Here is a 15,206-nt window from a genome sequence, read left to right on the forward strand (position 1 = left end):
ACGGGTTCGGCCGTCGGAGAAGTTCGGCAAACGTTGAAAACCGGTTTTCCCTCTCGTCATGATTCCCACACGTAAACTCGGCAAAATTTTCCGGGGCACCGCCACCCCGGCCCAACTGATGACCGCCGCCGTGATCGGCGCGTTGCTCGGCTTCATGCCGGGATTCTTTCAGGCCCCCGGAATGTTGGCCTTTTTGTTCGTCGCGGCGATTCTCCTCAACGCCAACCTGGCGTTGATCGGGGTGACCGCCCTGATCGCCGGACTGCTTTCGATCCCCTTGTTGCCGGTGACCTTCGGGATCGGCCGGATTCTGTTGGAGGGTCCGACCGAAGGGCTGTTCGCGGCAATGGTCAATGCCCCCGTTTTGGCCCTCTTCGGTTTCGAGTATTACGTCACCACCGGCGGCTTGGTCGTCGGGGTGATCTTCGGGATCGGTTTCGGCTTCGCGACGATCCGGGCGGTGCGGGCTTTCCGCCGGAAAATGGCTTCGCTCGACGAATCTTCCGAGTCGTGGAAACGGTTCAATCAGAAATGGTGGGTGAAAACGTTCGTTTTCATTTTCATCGGTGGCGGACACGGGAAAAAGACCTACCAGGAAATTCTGGCGGAGCGGAAGGTCGGGTTGATTCGACCGCTCGGGGTAGTTTGCGCCGGGCTGGCGGTTGCGCTCGCAGTGACGGCCGCCCTTTTCACCAGCGACCAGATCGTCGGTTACGTGGTGCAAAGTAATTTGGAACGGGCCAACGGGGCGACCGTTGATCTCGAACGGGCTGAACTCCGGTTGCGGGAAGGGCGGATGACCCTCACGGGGTTGGCGGTCAGCGATCCGAAGAACCTCCGGACTGATCTTTTCCGGGCCGAATTGCTGGAAGCCGACATCAGCCATGCCGACCTGTTGCGTAAACGGATGCACATTGAGCGCCTCCGCGTGGTGGACGCCTCCACCGGCGAGGACCGGCGGCTGCCGGGGCGGTTGACGCGGCCGTTGCCGAAGGAAAGGCCGTCGAAGGAGAAACCGTCGGCGGACGATGCAAAGACCTTGGAGGATTATTTGCAGGAAGCGCAGAAGTGGCGGGAACGTCTCGCCCAAGTGGCGGAGTGGCTGGAACGGGTTTCCGGTCCGGAAGTCGCCGAGGGAGATGATCCGGCGGCGGTCGAAGACGAAGCCGCCCGATTGCGGCGTTTGCGGGAGGAAGGCTACCGGAACGCGGTCGCCTCCCATCTGCTGAAAGGGGCGCCGACCTTGTTGATCTCCCAGGCGACGGCGGAACGGATGCGGGTCAAGGGGATGCCGGACGAGACCCTCGACGTGGTCGCCGAGCACCTTTCGACCCATCCCTCGCTCGTCGACGAAGCCCCGCGGGTGGCGGTCCGTTCGAGCGAAGAGCGCATGATCTTCGACGCCCGGTTCGCGTCGCTGATGGACCGGGAGCAACCGAACACCTTGGAAATGGTATACCGCGGCCTGGCGGTCGATTCGGTGGCCGGCGGACTGAAGTTTTCCGGCAAGTCGCCGATGCAAGGGGGAACCCTCGACCTTCAATCGAAAGGAAGCTGGAGCCTCGCCTCGCTCGATCTTCCCGTCGACGTGACCATCCGGAACACTCGGCTCAGCGTGGCCCAGGCGGGCGAGACCTCGATCGAGGAGTTGATGGTGCCGCTCGCCCTCAGCGGGTCGTTGAGAAATCCCCGGGTCCATTTCAGCGACCAGGATTTCGCCGACGCCCTGATGGCGGCCGGCAAAGCGGAACTCGCCAACCGGGTCCGCGGCGAAGCCGACAAACTCCGCGAACAAGCCGAAGAACGGGTCGGCGACCAGATCCGCGACCGCACCCGCGGCCTCCTCGACGGCCGAATCCCCGGCCGGTGAGAGCGGAATCTCTCCCCTTGTCAAAGACGGCAAAAGTCCCAATGTGGGAAGTATGACGGATTCGCTTTTTTTGGAACGGCTTTCCGATCATCTTTTTTGGGATGTGGACCGGAGTTCCGTGGATCTGGACAAACACTCCCGGTTCCTGATCGGCCGTATCATGGACCGCGGGACCCGGGAGGATGTGCGCGCGGCGTGGGGCCATTACGGACCGGAGAGGGTCAAGACGGCGTTGCTGGAGGCTCCGGCGCTCGACCGCAAAACGGTCGCGTTTTTCGCCGGCCAATTCGATCTTCCGCGAGAAGCGTTCCGGGCCTGGCGTCGGGACGGCGCGACTTGGGATCAGTGAGCATGCTCCACCTCGAAACGGTTTCGGCATCGATGTTGGATCTTCTCCGGCGCCTGATGGAGGATGGAGCCCTTCGATCCTTTGCCTTGGTCGGCGGGACGGCTTTGGCTCTCAGGTTCGGCCATCGGGAATCGGTGGACTTGGATTTGTTCACGGAGCGTCCGTTCGAGTCGTCGGAGTTGGGGGAACATTTGAGGAAGACCTATGATCTCCGGGAAGCGGACGTGAGCCGAAATACGGTCCGGGGAGTAATCGCGGGCGTCAAAACGGATTTCATCGCCCATTGTTATCCGCGCTTGGGTGAGCTTGATAATTTCGAAGGCGTCCGAATGTTTGCGCTGGAGGATTTGGCGGCGATGAAATTGAACGCGATCGCGAATCGTGGGAGCAAGAAGGATTTTTGGGATTATGCCGAGTTGCTCGATCGCTTTTCTCGCGACGAAATGTTTTCGTTCTGGCAGCGGAAGTATCCGAACGGAAGCCTTTGGGCCTTGCAGAAATCGATCTCCTTTTTCGATGACGCCGAGCTGGAGCCCGATCCCCGCGGTCTGCGCGGGGAATCCTGGGAAACGGTCAAGCGCAAGATCATCGAGAGCAATCGTCTGTAAATTTCATCTGCGGATATCCGCGCCCATCTGCGGTTCTCTTTCTCAGAGCCATCTGCGGTTCGCGTGATTATTTTCTGGCGAATCGGGTCGGGGGTGAGGTATACATAATTTCATGTCTGTGGCAACCTCCCCCGATCTTGGACCTGAGAAGGCTTTGGAACACTATTTCGGTTTTCCGGAGTTTCGTCATGCGCAGAAGGACGTCGTCCAAGCGTTGATCGATGGCCGGGACGCGTTGGTGGTGATGCCCACCGGCGGCGGTAAATCGCTTTGTTACCAACTACCGGCGCTGGTGCGGGAAGGGGTGGCACTGGTGGTGTCGCCGTTGATCGCCTTAATGAAAGACCAGGTCGACGCCCTCGTGCAACGGGGGATCGCCGCCACCATGATCAACAGCACCGTCGGCTACGCCGAACAGCGGGAACGGATTCAGGGAATGGTCCGGGGCGATTACAAACTGGTTTACATCGCCCCGGAGCGGTTTCGCAGCGAGTCGTTCACCCGGGCGGTGGCGGAGGCGAAAATCTCTTTCGTGGCCGTCGACGAAGCCCACTGTTTGTCGCAATGGGGCCACGATTTCCGGCCGGATTACCTGCGGGTCGGGCAATCGCTCGGCAAATTGGGGCGTCCGCAAGTGGCGGCCTTCACCGCGACCGCGACCCCGGAGGTGCGGTCGGACATCCTGACCCATCTCCAGTTGCGCGAACCGGCCCAGTTCGTCACCGGTTTTTCGCGGCCGAATCTCTTCCTCGGCGTCCGCCATGTCGGGGGCGAGAGCGAAAAATACGAGCGGTTGAAGGATCTGATCCGGCAGCACGGGACCGGCATCGTCTATTGCGCGAGCCGGAAACGGGTCGACGAAGTCAGCGAGGCGCTCGGGGCGGAAGGGGTGTCCGTGATCGCCTATCACGGCGGGATGGACGACGAGACCCGGGAGCGTGCTCAGAACGAATTCCTCAGCCGCCGGAAAAATGTGGCGGTCGCGACCAACGCCTTCGGGATGGGGATAGACCGGGCCGATATCCGGTTCGTCGTCCATTTCGAGGTGCCCGGGAGCGTCGAGGCGTATTACCAGGAAGCGGGGCGGGCGGGCCGCGACGGCGGTCCGGCGGTTTGCGAGCTGTTGTTTAATTTTGCCGACACCCGGATCCAGGAGTTTTTCATCGACGGCAACAACCCGGGCCGCGAGTTGATCGAGGAAACCTACGAAACGCTCCGCCGTCAGGCCGATGCGAAAGGAGAGGTGGCGATTTCGGTCAACGACTTGGCCGAGGAGATGGGGGAATCGAATTCGATGGCGGTTTCGACCTGTCTCTCGATCCTCGCCCGCCAAGGGTTCGTGGAGCGTTTCGACATCCCCGGGAAGCGAGTCCGCGGCACCCGGTTGGTTAATCCGAAGACCAGTTCCGCGAACCTGAAACTCGACACCGCCGCCCTGGAGGAAAAGGAGCGGCGTGATCGGGCCAAGTTGAAGGCGATGATCGACCTCGCCTATTCCCGGACCTGCCGTCAGGAGTGGGTGCTCCAATATTTCGGAGAGACCGAGAGCGAGTCGTGTGGGCATTGCGACAGCTGCTCCACCCGGGAGGGAGTCCGTAAGCGCGAAGCCACTCCCGAGGAGGCGGTGATCGTCAAAAAGGCACTGAGCGGGATCGCCCGGATGTCGTGGAAGCGCGACGGGGAATGGGCCGGACGGTTCGGCCGGAGCAAGATCATCCAGATGTTGCTCGGTAGCCGGGCCAAGGAAATTTTAGAGGCGAATCTCGACCAGCTCTCGACTTACGGGTTATTGAAAGAGGAAGGAAGCGCCTATTTGAACGACCTTTTCCGGGAAATGGAAAACGAAGGCTGGATCCAGGTCGAGGTCGGGGATTATCCGTTGCTGACTCTCACGGAAAAAGGGGATGCGGTGATGCGCGGGTTGCGGCCGTGCCGGATGGTTTGGCCGAAACGGCGGGCAGGAGGCGATTCGAAGAAAAGCGGCGGCGGTCGGTCGGCGGCGGATGGCCCGGTGGCGTGGCCGTTGAAACGGGAGGACGAACCCTTGTTTGAGGCGTTGAAGGAAAAACGTCAGGAAATGGCGACGGCGGCCGGGGTTCCGGCCTACACGATTTTTCCAAATCTCACCCTGCGGGCGTTGGCCACCGCGAAACCGGAAAACGCCGAAACGGCGACGGAATTGCCCGGGATCGGTCCGTACAAGGCTCGCCGGTATCTAGCGCCGTTTTTGGCGGTGATCCGGGGGAGCACGGCGAACAACATGGAGTGAAACTTGGCTTTTGAGGCGGAGCCTCTTTGGAGTGCTCCGCGTCCCCGCGGAGCTTTCATGCGCGCGGAAGAGCCCCGACCGTCGGATGACTGTCGAGCGCGCGGTCATCGCCGGCCATTCGAAAGCGGTGCGGGGACGCACCGCACTCCAAAGCGCTTCGCGCAAAAACTGGTCGGGGAAACGCACACTACCGAGCGTGGCGACCCATCTTCGGAGCGAAGCGGAGAATAACCCGTCAAGCGCCTTCGAGTTCGGCGCAGAGGGTTTCGAGTTCTTCCCAGCGGGCAATCGCTTCTTCGAGTTGTTTCTCGACCGCGTCGAGTTCGGTTTGTTGTTCGATCACCGCGTCGCCGCCGGCCTGGTAAAGGGCGGGGTCGGCGAGGGCTTCGCTCAGTTCTTTCTGCCGTTTCTCCAATTCTTCGATGCGGGCGGGGAGTTCCTCCAGCTCCCGGCGTTCGCGGTTGGAAAACCGGCGGGGGCGTCCGGGGCGGGCGCCTTTGGCGGTCTTCGAATCTTCCTTGGCGGCGGTCGCGTCGGTGGGCGGCGGACTTTGCCGGGCGGCCGCCTGCCGTTCCTTTTGGCGGAGGTAATCGTCGTAGCCGCCGATCGATTCGGTGATCACGCCGTTCCCTTCGAGGACCAGTAGGCTGGTGGCGACGTTGTTCAAAAACGCGCGGTCGTGGCTGACCAGAAGCAGGGTGCCGGAGTAGTCGACCAGGAGTTCTTCGAGGAGCTCAAGGGTTTCGGCGTCGAGGTCGTTGGTCGGTTCGTCGAGGACCAGGAGGTTGGCGGGCCGAGTGAAGAGACGGGCGAGGAGGAGACGGTTGCGTTCGCCGCCGGAAAGGGTTTTCACCGGACTGCGGGCGCGGTCGGGGAGAAAGAGGAAGTCTTGGAGGTAGCTGATGACGTGACGGCTTTTGCCGTTGATCGTGACGGTCTCGTTGCCGTCGGCGACGTTGTCTTGCACCGTCTTTTCTTCGTCGAGTTGTTCGCGCAACTGATCGAAGTAGGCGACTTGGAGATTGGTACCGAGGATGACGCTCCCTTGCTGCGGGAGACGTTTCCCGAGGAGGAGTTGCAACAAGGTGGTTTTGCCGACGCCGTTCGGACCGACGATCCCGATCTTGTCGCCCCGGGTGATGACGGTGGAGAAATCGTCGACGATGGTTTGATCGCCGAAGCGGAAGGAGACGTTTTCCACCGTGACCACTTTTTGGCCGGAAACCGCGACCGCCTGGGTCTGGGCTTCGACCTTGCCGACGACTTCCCGTCGGGCGCGCCGCTCTTCGCGCATCGCTTTCAACGCCCGGACCCGGCCCTCGTTGCGGGTGCGGCGGGCTTTGATTCCTTGCCGCAGCCACGCCTCCTCTTGGGCGAGTTTTTTGTCGAAGACCGCCTGTTGTTTGGCTTCGGCTTCGAGGAGAGCCTCCTTTCGTTCGAGGAAGGTGTCGTAGTCGCATGACCAATCGGTGATCCGTCCCCGGTCGAGTTCGAGGATGCGGGTGGCGAGTCGGCGCAGGAACATCCGGTCGTGGGTGACGAACAAGAGGGCGCCGTCGAATCCGACCAAAAATTTTTCCAGCCAGGCGATCGAGTCGATGTCGAGGTGGTTGGTCGGTTCGTCGAGCAGGAGCAAAGCCGGGTCGTCGACCAATCCCTGGACCAGCGTCACCCGGCGTTTCAGTCCGGCGGAAAGGGTGTTGAACTCGGCGGCGGGGTCGAGCTCGGCCTGTTCGATCAAGGAATCGATCCGCAACTCGCGCTCCCAGTCGTGGGGGTCTCCCCCGGCGTCGACCACTTCGCGGACGGTCCCGGCGAGTTGGTCGGGCACTTCCTGTTGGAGGCGGGCGATCCGTTCGCCGCTTTGGAGGAAGCATTGCCCGGTGTCCGGCTTCAGATCGCCGGCGATCACTTTCATAAGGGTCGACTTGCCGGCTCCGTTACGCCCGACCAGACAGACCCGCTCGCCGCGTTCGATCTGCAGGTTCACGCCGTCCAACAGCTGGGGACCGCCGAAACCGATACTCACATCCAGGAGACTCAACAATGCCATCGCCCTACATTGAAAGATCGAAAGCGAATTGCGAATGAGGAAATGAAAATTTAACGGCGGCTGTTGCACCGGGCGCAGACCGCATGAATGCGGGACTCCAACCAAGGCGATTCATCAGTGGATGTTGGAGTTCCGGCTTCAGCCGGTTTTTCACCGTGCAGAAGACCGTCTGGATGCGGGACTCCAACGTTCGGCGTGAGGAAAGCATTGCTTTCCGAGGGGAGTTTTTCAACAGTGAGGGATATGGTTACAGATCTTACCCCACGGCAGGCGTTTATGGTGTTGAACGGGTTGCCCCACATCGGTCCGGTTACGTTGAACCGGTTGCTCGAGACGTTCGGGAATGATCCGGTGGCGGTTTTGGGCGCTCCGGCGGCGAGTTTGGAGAAGGTGAAAGGGGTGGGACGGGTGATCGTCGCCACCTTGCAGGAATGGCCCCGGCATTGGAATCTGGAGAAGGAGGAGGGGCTCTTGGCCAAGGCGGGGGTGACGTTCGTCACTTGTCACGATCCGGATTATCCGGCGTTGTTGAGGGAAATTCATGATCCGCCGATCGGTTTGTATCGAAAAGGGGACTACGATGCCGTGCCGCCGGCGGTGGCGATCGTCGGGAGCCGTCGGACCACGTTGTATGGTCAGGCGGTGGCGAAAAAGTTGGCTTCGGAGTTGGCCCGGGCCGGATTTTGCATCGTCAGCGGTCTGGCGCGGGGGATCGACACCTTCGCCCACCAGGGGGCGTTGGAGGCGGGCGGACGGACGGTCGCGGTGCTCGGGTGCGGGCTCGATATCATTTACCCCCCGGAGAACCTCGATCTTTACCGGCGGGTGGCGGCGGAGGGGGCGATTTATTCGGAGTTCCCGTTCGGTCGCCGAGCCGATCGGCAGAGTTTCCCGATGCGCAACCGGGTGGTCTCCGGACTTTCCGACGCTGTGATCGTAGTGGAGTCGGACGCCAGTGGCGGGAGCATGATCACCGCCCGTTTCGCCGGGGAGCAGGGTCGGCTGTTGTTCGCGGTTCCGGGCCGGATCGATCAGAGCACCAGTGCCGGGTGCCACCAGCTGTTGCGCGACGGTGCCATCCTGTGCCGCGGCGTCGACGATATTTTGGAGGAGTTGAACTACCTGCAGGGGATGCGGCCGATGGCGGTTCCTGTCGCCGACGGGGAGCAGACATCGAGGATGGCGGAGTTGCCGGAGGAAGAGGCGGGGATCCTCCGTTGGCTGCAAAACGGGGAAGCGATGAGTCTTGATCAGTTGGCGGCGAAGACGGAACGCCCTTCCCATGAACTTTCGGCTCTGTTGATGATGATGGAGCTGAAGCGGTTGGTGGTGAAGAAGGTCGATGGCCGGTTCGAGGGGATGATCTGATCCGCGCTCATCCGCGCCAAACCGAGGGTCCCTGTCAGCCGTCGGAGTAGGCTGGAAGGCGGATCCAAAAAGTGGTTCCCCGGCCGTCGGCGGTTTCGAAGGTGATTTCGCCGTCGTGGGCTTCGATAACGGAGCGGACGATGGCCAGGCCGAGACCGGTGCCGTTCGCTTTGTTCCGGGTGACGAATGGTTCGAACAACGTCGCTCGGATCGGTTCGGGGATGCCGGGACCGGTGTCGGCCAGGGAGATCACCGTGGCTTTGTCGTCGCTGGAGACGGAGAGAGTGATTTGGCCAGGGGAATTCCCGAGGGCGTCGGCGGCGTTGTTAAAAAGGTTTTGCAGGACGCGCAGGAGTTTTCCGGCGTCGCATTGGATGATCGTCTCGGCCCCGGGGGGCTTTACCACGAAATCGATCGGTTTGTCGCCGAGCGCGAGGCGGTTTTGGGCTTCGAATTGAGTAAACAGATCGGCGAGTCGGACCGGTTTTCGTTCGATTTGGGCCGGACCGCGGGCGAATTCGAGGAGTTCGTTCATCATGGCGGTCATCTGATCGATTTGTTGGTCGATCATTTTGCAATAGCGGCCGGTCTCCGGGTCGTCGTGCCGGCGTTCGATCATCTCCCGGGCGAGGGCGATGACGGTGAACGGGGTGCGGAAGTCGTGAATGATGCCGCTGGCCATTTCCCCGACGAGCGCCATCTTCTCCTGGCGGATTGTGGCGGCGAGCAGGAGGTCGTTGGTGGCCCGGAGGTTTTGGCTGATCCGGGCAAAAATCGTTCGGAACGTTTCGGGAGGAGCGCCGGCGAGGGCCTCGTTCAAGACGGTTCCGCGGATGCGGGCGAGGGTGGTTGGGGGTGTGACTTGGGCCCCGGTGCTGCGGGGACTCCCATCGAGGACTCCGAGTTCGCCGAAATACTCTCCGACGCCAAGGGTGGCGACCGCGACAGGCCGGTTGCCCGTATCCGCTTTCAGTAGAGTGATCTCGCCCTCGAGGATCAGGAAAAGGGAGTCGGAGGGATCGTCTTCGTGGAACAAGTATGCCGGTTCCGAATACGGGTCGACCGTGGCGGCCGCGATGAGGGTTCGGCGGATTTCCGGGGGGAAAGACTGGAAGAAAGGGTGCTCGGTGAGCTCCATGACCGGGAGGGGCGATGTCTCAACCTGGAGGCCAGCGAAGGTCGCGGCCACCCAGCACGTGAACATGGAGATGGGGAACGGTTTCACCGGCCCGTTTCCCGCTGTTGATCGCGACCCGGAATCCATCGCCGATGCCGGTTTTGCGGGCGGCTTCGGCGGCGATTAGAAGGAGGTGTCCGAGCAAAGCTTCGTCCTGGGCCTCCGCCGCCGCGACGCGGGGAACCGGTTTTTTCGGAATGACCAGAAGGTGGACCGGAGCCTGCGGCTCGATGTCACGGATAACGATGCACCGATCGTCTTCGAGGACGATGTCGGCGGGGATCTCACGGTCGATGATCTTGGTGAAAATAGTCTTCTCGCTCACAAGTCCGGGATCATAGCGGAAGACCGGAAGAAATTAAATCACTAATCTTCGCAGGTTTCAGGGGTGGGCGCGATTGGGAAAAACAGACAACCGTCTGTCATTGCGAGGAAGGAGGAACGACTGCCCCGGCAATCCACCTTCCGGGAAAGGGGGCGCGGGTCGCTGTTTCGTGGATTGCTTTGTCGCAGAGCCTCCTCGCAATGACACGACGGTGATTCCACCACTTCTGATTACATGGCGCCAGCCAAAGCCCGGATGTCAGGTGTCGGGTGTCGGTGTTGGGGAGAAGTATTCGTTTGCCCTGAAACCCGAACCTCTGACACCTGACACCTCTTCCGGATTCGTCCGCGATTTCCGCGGTCGCACCCATTTTCAAATTCTGCCGATTACCGGCCGGGGCCGCGGCGGCCTTCGCCTCCAGCTCCAGCTCCACCGCCTCCGCGTTGGCGCTGGGCCATGCCGCGCATCATCATTCCCTGCATTTGTTCGAGCATTTGGGCGTCGTCCTCGCTGAAAGCCGGGTTTTGTTTGACGTGGAGGAGCGAGTATTCGCCGAGAAGACGGAATTCCTCGCGCAATTCGCGGCCGCGTTCCACCAAGGCCTGATGTTCGGGGGTGCCCGGTTCGGCTTCGCGGAGTGCGCCGAACGTTTCACGGAATTCGCCGGCGAGTTCGCGCATCTGGCCTTCGATTTCCCGCAACTCGGGGGAGTGCTCGGCGGCGGCTTCCCAAGTGGCGCGGAACTCCTGGAAGCGTTCGCGGCGGGCTTCCCAGAGCTCGCGGCGGCGTTCCCGTTCCTCTTCGGCCGGATCGCGGGTCATCTCGGCGACCCGGGAGGATTGCAGATAAAGGGTGCGGGTTTCGTCTTCGTGACGGAGGGTCAGGGCGCTGTTGGCGGCGTCGAACTCGACCACTTCGATCCCGTTGCGGCCTTCTTCTTCGGTCAGGACGAGGGTCCGGTTGTTTTCGAAGGGGTTGCGCAAGGTGAATTGGGTGACGCCGTCCATCGAAAGAATCGAGCGGAACTCAAGTTGGTCGAGGTAGCGTTCAGGAACTTCACGTTCCTGTGGGGAGCGGGCTTCTTCGCCGCCGCGTCGATCTTCGGCGAACCGGCCGCGCATCTGTTCCCAGCGTTCGCGGCGTTCTTCGGGCGACATCCGGGGGCCGTCGTCGCCGCGATCGCGGACGGGGCGTTCCTGAGCGTTGAGTGACAACGTGGCGCCGCCGGTCAGAAGGGCGGCGGCGATGAGTGCGAAAAGGACTTTCATGGGATGTTCACTGCGGATTGATGGATGCCGTGCGCCACCGTGGCGCCGGACGTTACTTCCGAGTAAAACACCGTCGCGGGTGGCGAGTTTCGAAAACGAAAAAACCGGCGGAAGGGTTCTTCCGCCGGTTTTCCGGAAAACAAACAAAATTCCGCCGCTTGAGCGGATGCGATCAGTTCTTCAACGCCTTCTTGAGGGCGACCAGGGAACTCTCCATCTGGTCGGCGTCGAAGAAGCCGTGGAGTTGGCGGATCCGGGTCGGGTGGCGCATCTTGCGCAACGCCTTGGCCTCGATCTGGCGAATCCGTTCGCGGGTGACCTTGAACTGCTTGCCGACCTCTTCGAGGGTGCGGCTGTAGCCGTCGACCAAGCCGAAGCGGAGGGAAAGGACCCGGCGTTCGCGTTCGGTGAGGCTGTCGAGGACGTCCATGATCTTCTCGCGCAGGAGGCTGAAGGCGGTCATGTCGTAGGGGTTCTCGGCCCCTTTGTCCTCGATGAAATCGCCGAAATTGGTGTCGTCACCGTCGCCGACCGGGCTTTGCAGGCTGATCGGCTGCTGGGCCATTTTCATGATCGATTGGACGCGTTCGACCGGGAGTTGCATCTCCTCGGCCACCTCTTCCGGGGTCGGTTCGTGGCCGAGTTCCTGGAGAAGTTGTTTTTGCACCTGCATCACCTTATTGAGGGTTTCGATCATGTGGACCGGGATGCGGATGGTCCGGGCCTGGTCGGCGATCGAGCGGGTGATGGCCTGGCGGATCCACCAGGTGGCGTAGGTGGAGAACTTGTAGCCGCGGCGATATTCGAACTTTTCGACCGCTTTCATCAGGCCCATGTTGCCTTCCTGGATCAAATCGAGGAAGGAAAGGCCGCGGTTGGTGTATTTCTTGGCGATGCTGATGACGAGGCGGAGGTTGGCTTCGACCATCTCCGTCTTCGCCTTGTGGGCTTCGCGCATGCTGCGGCGGACGTCGCGCAGGGAAGCGACCATTGCCTCGGGGGCGACCCGGAATTCGGCCTCGATTTCGATGAGCCGGGCCTTGAGCGGGACGACGTCGATCAGGCTGTCCCGTTTGGTCCGGGGATTTTTGGCCGCTTCGAGATTGTCGGTGATCCGGGCGATCTCGTGGGTGACCGGCGAAAGCTCCTGGAGGAAATCCTCGAAAACCTTCAATTTGAAGCAGAACTTGCGGAAGTAGCCCTTCAGGATGGTCTCGTGGCGGCGAAAGCGGGTGAGAGCCTTCTTCTTTTCGGACGGATCGGTGGCGGCGAGTTGGTCTTCCCAAGCTTTCTGGGCGTTGGCTTCGGCCTTCTGGGTGTCTTCCAGCAGTTTGGGGAGGACGCGGAAGTAGGCTTCGCGGCTCTCGATCCGTTTGTCGAAGACCACCCGGTCGAAACGTTCTTCGCGTTTGAGCAGCTTTTCCGCGAGGTCGCAGTGGAAGCGTCCGCTGATGCCGCTGGCGAAGAGGGCGTCCTGAGCGTCGGACTCGGCCTGTTCGATCCGTTTGGAGATTTCGACCTCCTGTTCGCGGGTCAGGAGGGGGACCTGGCCCATCTGCTTGAGATACATCCGGACGGGATCGTCGAGGATGTCGTATTGGGAGGACTTGACCTCCTCCTCCTCGGTTTCGTCCTGGCGGGCCTTGTAGTTGTCGACTTCGTCCGGATCGAGAATTTCGATCTCGAGGTTCTCGAGGATGGCGATGACGTTTTCGATCTCCTCAGGGGAATCAACGTTATCCGGAAGCGCGTTGTTGATATCGCTGAAGGTGAGGTAGCCTTGCTCCTTCGAGAGACGGATCAGAAGTCTGATCTTCTCATTGATAGCAACCTGTGCGGGTTCGCTGGCGTTTTCGACGTCAGGCGCGTTGCTTTCCGTTTCGTTTTTCGTGTTCTTCCGAGCCATAAAATTTGAAATAGGGGATCCGCGGGCGATCCTGTTCCTATAGCCGCGGCGGCTGCAGGAGCTTCCGGTGATACTCGTTCCTTTTGCGCTGCAGCAGAATTACGGCAGCGTCCAATGTCGCCGATTTGTTCGCAATTTCAAGTTCAATTTCACGTATTTTGCGGGTCAGCGCATTTCGATAGAGCCGTTGAACGGCTTCATTCGCGATGGTGACAGGATTTTCAAAATCAGGTTTGTTGAATGTTAACGAGTAGATGAAGCTTCGTTCGTCCTGTGTCTCGGCCAATTGTTCCAGACTTTCGGGGCCTTGCCACATATCGTGTTCGAACTCGGCGAGGGCGCGGTTGAGGAGGCGGCCCGCCATGGTGTCGGCGGAAATCCAGTCGGGTTCGATCATATTGGCCAACGGCTGGCCCAATTCCTCGTGGTGGAGGCAAAGGAGGAGGAGGCTTTCCTCGACGCTGGTCAGTTTTTTGGCCGGTTCGGGGTCGGCGGGCTCGGGTTCGGCCGTCCGGGGGGCGGCGGGGCGGCGCTGGAGTTGTTTGGCCGCGAGGTGCCGGGTGAAATCATGAAGGAGGCTGTCGTGGTCGAGTTTGAGAAGGGCGGCGACTTCGCGGAGGTATTCCGAGCGGGCGATTTCGGATTCCGAGGAGGCGATCACTTCGAAAAACCGGTTGGCGGCGCCGGCCTTCTGCTGGGGCGAGGCCTCGCGGGGGTTGGGGAGGATCGCCGAGGCGGCGAACCCCATCGCCGAGACCGGTGAGGCCGATAGTTCCTCCCAGGCTTTGAGGCCCCCTTCCTGAAGGAGGGTGTCCGGATCGAGCCCGGCGGGAAGAACGAAGAAGCGGGCTTCTAGGCCGAGTTTAAGCGCCAGCGGCAGGAGCCGGAGGGCGGCTTTCTGTCCGGCGGAATCGCCGTCGAGCAGGCAATCGATCCGGGAAGAATAGCGCCGCAGGAGGAGGAGCTGGTGTTCGGTGATGGCGGTTCCCTGGGGGGCGACCGCCGTCGGGAGGCCGCTGTGCCAGCAGCGGAGGGCGTCGAGCTGGCCTTCCACCAGGAGGAACGGTTTCTCCTCGTCGGCGGCCATCCGGGCGCGGTCGAGTCCGAACAGAACGTGGGATTTGTTAAAGAGCGGGGTTTCGGGGGAGTTGATGTATTTCGCGTCGTGGGAGGGGTCGTCTTGGGGAGTGATGTCGAGTTGGCGGGCGGTGAAGGCGATGACGCGGCCCTGGTGGTCGCGGATCGGGATCATCAGTCGGCCGCGGAAGCGGGGCATCAGGGACGAGGCGGCCAGGCGGCTGCCGCGTTGATAAAAAAGGCCGGAATCTTTGAGCGCTTCGAGGGAGATCCCTTTCTTGAGGCATCGGTCGACCAGGTTGCGTCCGTCGAGCGGGGCGAGGCCGATTTTGAACTCCTCGGCGAGGGAAAGGGGGAACGCCCGTTTTTCCTCCCAGTAGCGCCGGGTTTGTTCGGCCGCGCCGTTGGTGTCGAGGAGCGCCTGGTGAAAGTAATCGGTGGCGATTTCGTGGGTGGCGAACAGTTCCTGGCGGAGGGAGCGGGACTCGGCCGGGGCGCCTCCTTCCTCGTATTCGAGCTCGATCCCGAACCGTCCGGCGATGGTTTCGGCGGCTTCGTAGAAGGTGAGCCGCTCGGTCTCCATGACAAAGGTGAAAATGTCACCCGCCTTCCCGCTGCTGAAGCATTTGTAGATCCCTCGGTCGGGGGAGACGAAAAACGACGGGGTTTTCTCCTGGGTGAACGGGCTGAGCCCCTTCCAGGAGGAGCCGGCCTTGCGCAAGGCAACCGTCGAGGAAACCACGTCGTATAGGCTTACCCTCGCTTTGATGTCCTCGATGCAAGTTTTCTTGATGATCGGCATGCGTGATCGGCGAACAAGGAAGAGAAGAGATTTCGGGGCACGGGGAAAGAGAAAAGTTGGGTGAGGCGTCCCGCCTCAGTGCGTCGGTTTAGCTTGCGGAGCCCGGGGAACTGCCCGGAGCCGGGACGGCCCCG

General features: G+C 61.4%; 11 protein-coding genes. 5 read left to right on the plus strand and 6 right to left on the minus strand.

The features are described from left to right. The first annotated feature begins 58 nt into the window (after positions 1-58). The 4 genes from ACWUI2_RS09480 (at position 59) to ACWUI2_RS09495 (ending at position 5,096) form a co-directional block, all read left to right on the plus strand. A complete protein-coding gene (locus tag ACWUI2_RS09480; RefSeq protein ID WP_486982615.1) occupies positions 59-1,870 on the plus strand; it encodes a DUF2062 domain-containing protein in 1,812 nt (603 codons plus the stop codon). Positions 1,871-1,922: 52 nt separating this feature from the next. Further along, positions 1,923-2,219, plus strand: coding sequence for a DUF6922 domain-containing protein (locus ACWUI2_RS09485; RefSeq protein WP_486982616.1), 297 nt, complete (start codon positions 1,923-1,925; stop codon positions 2,217-2,219). A 2-nt stretch (positions 2,220-2,221) separates the two neighbouring features. Beyond that, positions 2,222-2,827, plus strand: a complete 606-nt coding sequence (locus ACWUI2_RS09490; RefSeq protein WP_486982617.1) for a nucleotidyl transferase AbiEii/AbiGii toxin family protein — start codon at positions 2,222-2,224, stop codon at positions 2,825-2,827. A gap of 112 nt (positions 2,828-2,939) precedes the next feature. Continuing rightward, positions 2,940-5,096 (plus strand): RecQ family ATP-dependent DNA helicase, encoded by a 2,157-nt coding sequence (locus tag ACWUI2_RS09495; RefSeq protein WP_486982618.1) that lies wholly within the window; start codon positions 2,940-2,942, stop codon positions 5,094-5,096. Between the two features lie 235 nt (positions 5,097-5,331). On the opposite strand, the gene ACWUI2_RS09500 is transcribed toward ACWUI2_RS09495, so the two are convergent. Next, on the minus strand, positions 5,332-7,149 hold the full coding sequence (locus ACWUI2_RS09500; RefSeq protein ID WP_486982619.1) for an ATP-binding cassette domain-containing protein: 1,818 nt from the start codon (positions 7,147-7,149) through the stop codon (positions 5,332-5,334). 243 nt (positions 7,150-7,392) lie between these two features. Between ACWUI2_RS09500 and dprA the strand changes: the two genes are divergently transcribed. Continuing rightward, on the plus strand, positions 7,393-8,517 hold the full coding sequence (dprA, locus tag ACWUI2_RS09505) for a DNA-processing protein DprA (RefSeq protein WP_486982620.1): 1,125 nt from the start codon (positions 7,393-7,395) through the stop codon (positions 8,515-8,517). Positions 8,518-8,551: 34 nt separating this feature from the next. On the opposite strand, the gene ACWUI2_RS09510 is transcribed toward dprA, so the two are convergent. From ACWUI2_RS09510 to dnaG, 5 genes are all read right to left on the minus strand, one after another. Then, on the minus strand, positions 8,552-9,721 hold the full coding sequence (locus ACWUI2_RS09510) for an ATP-binding protein (RefSeq protein ID WP_486982621.1): 1,170 nt from the start codon (positions 9,719-9,721) through the stop codon (positions 8,552-8,554). Next, entirely contained in the window at positions 9,675-10,019 is a 345-nt protein-coding gene (locus ACWUI2_RS09515; protein WP_486982622.1) for a histidine triad nucleotide-binding protein, read from the minus strand. Before ACWUI2_RS09515 ends, ACWUI2_RS09510 begins: the two co-directional genes overlap by 47 nt. Positions 10,020-10,405: 386 nt before the next feature. Further along, positions 10,406-11,287, minus strand: coding sequence for a hypothetical protein (locus ACWUI2_RS09520; protein WP_486982623.1), 882 nt, complete (start codon positions 11,285-11,287; stop codon positions 10,406-10,408). A gap of 172 nt (positions 11,288-11,459) precedes the next feature. Continuing rightward, entirely contained in the window at positions 11,460-13,193 is a 1,734-nt protein-coding gene (rpoD, locus tag ACWUI2_RS09525) for an RNA polymerase sigma factor RpoD (RefSeq protein ID WP_486982624.1), read from the minus strand. 37 nt (positions 13,194-13,230) lie between these two features. Beyond that, a complete protein-coding gene (gene dnaG / locus ACWUI2_RS09530) occupies positions 13,231-15,072 on the minus strand; it encodes a DNA primase (protein WP_486982625.1) in 1,842 nt (613 codons plus the stop codon). Positions 15,073-15,206 lie beyond the last annotated feature (134 nt).

Source organism: Verruconatronum alginivorum (assembly GCF_056590205.1).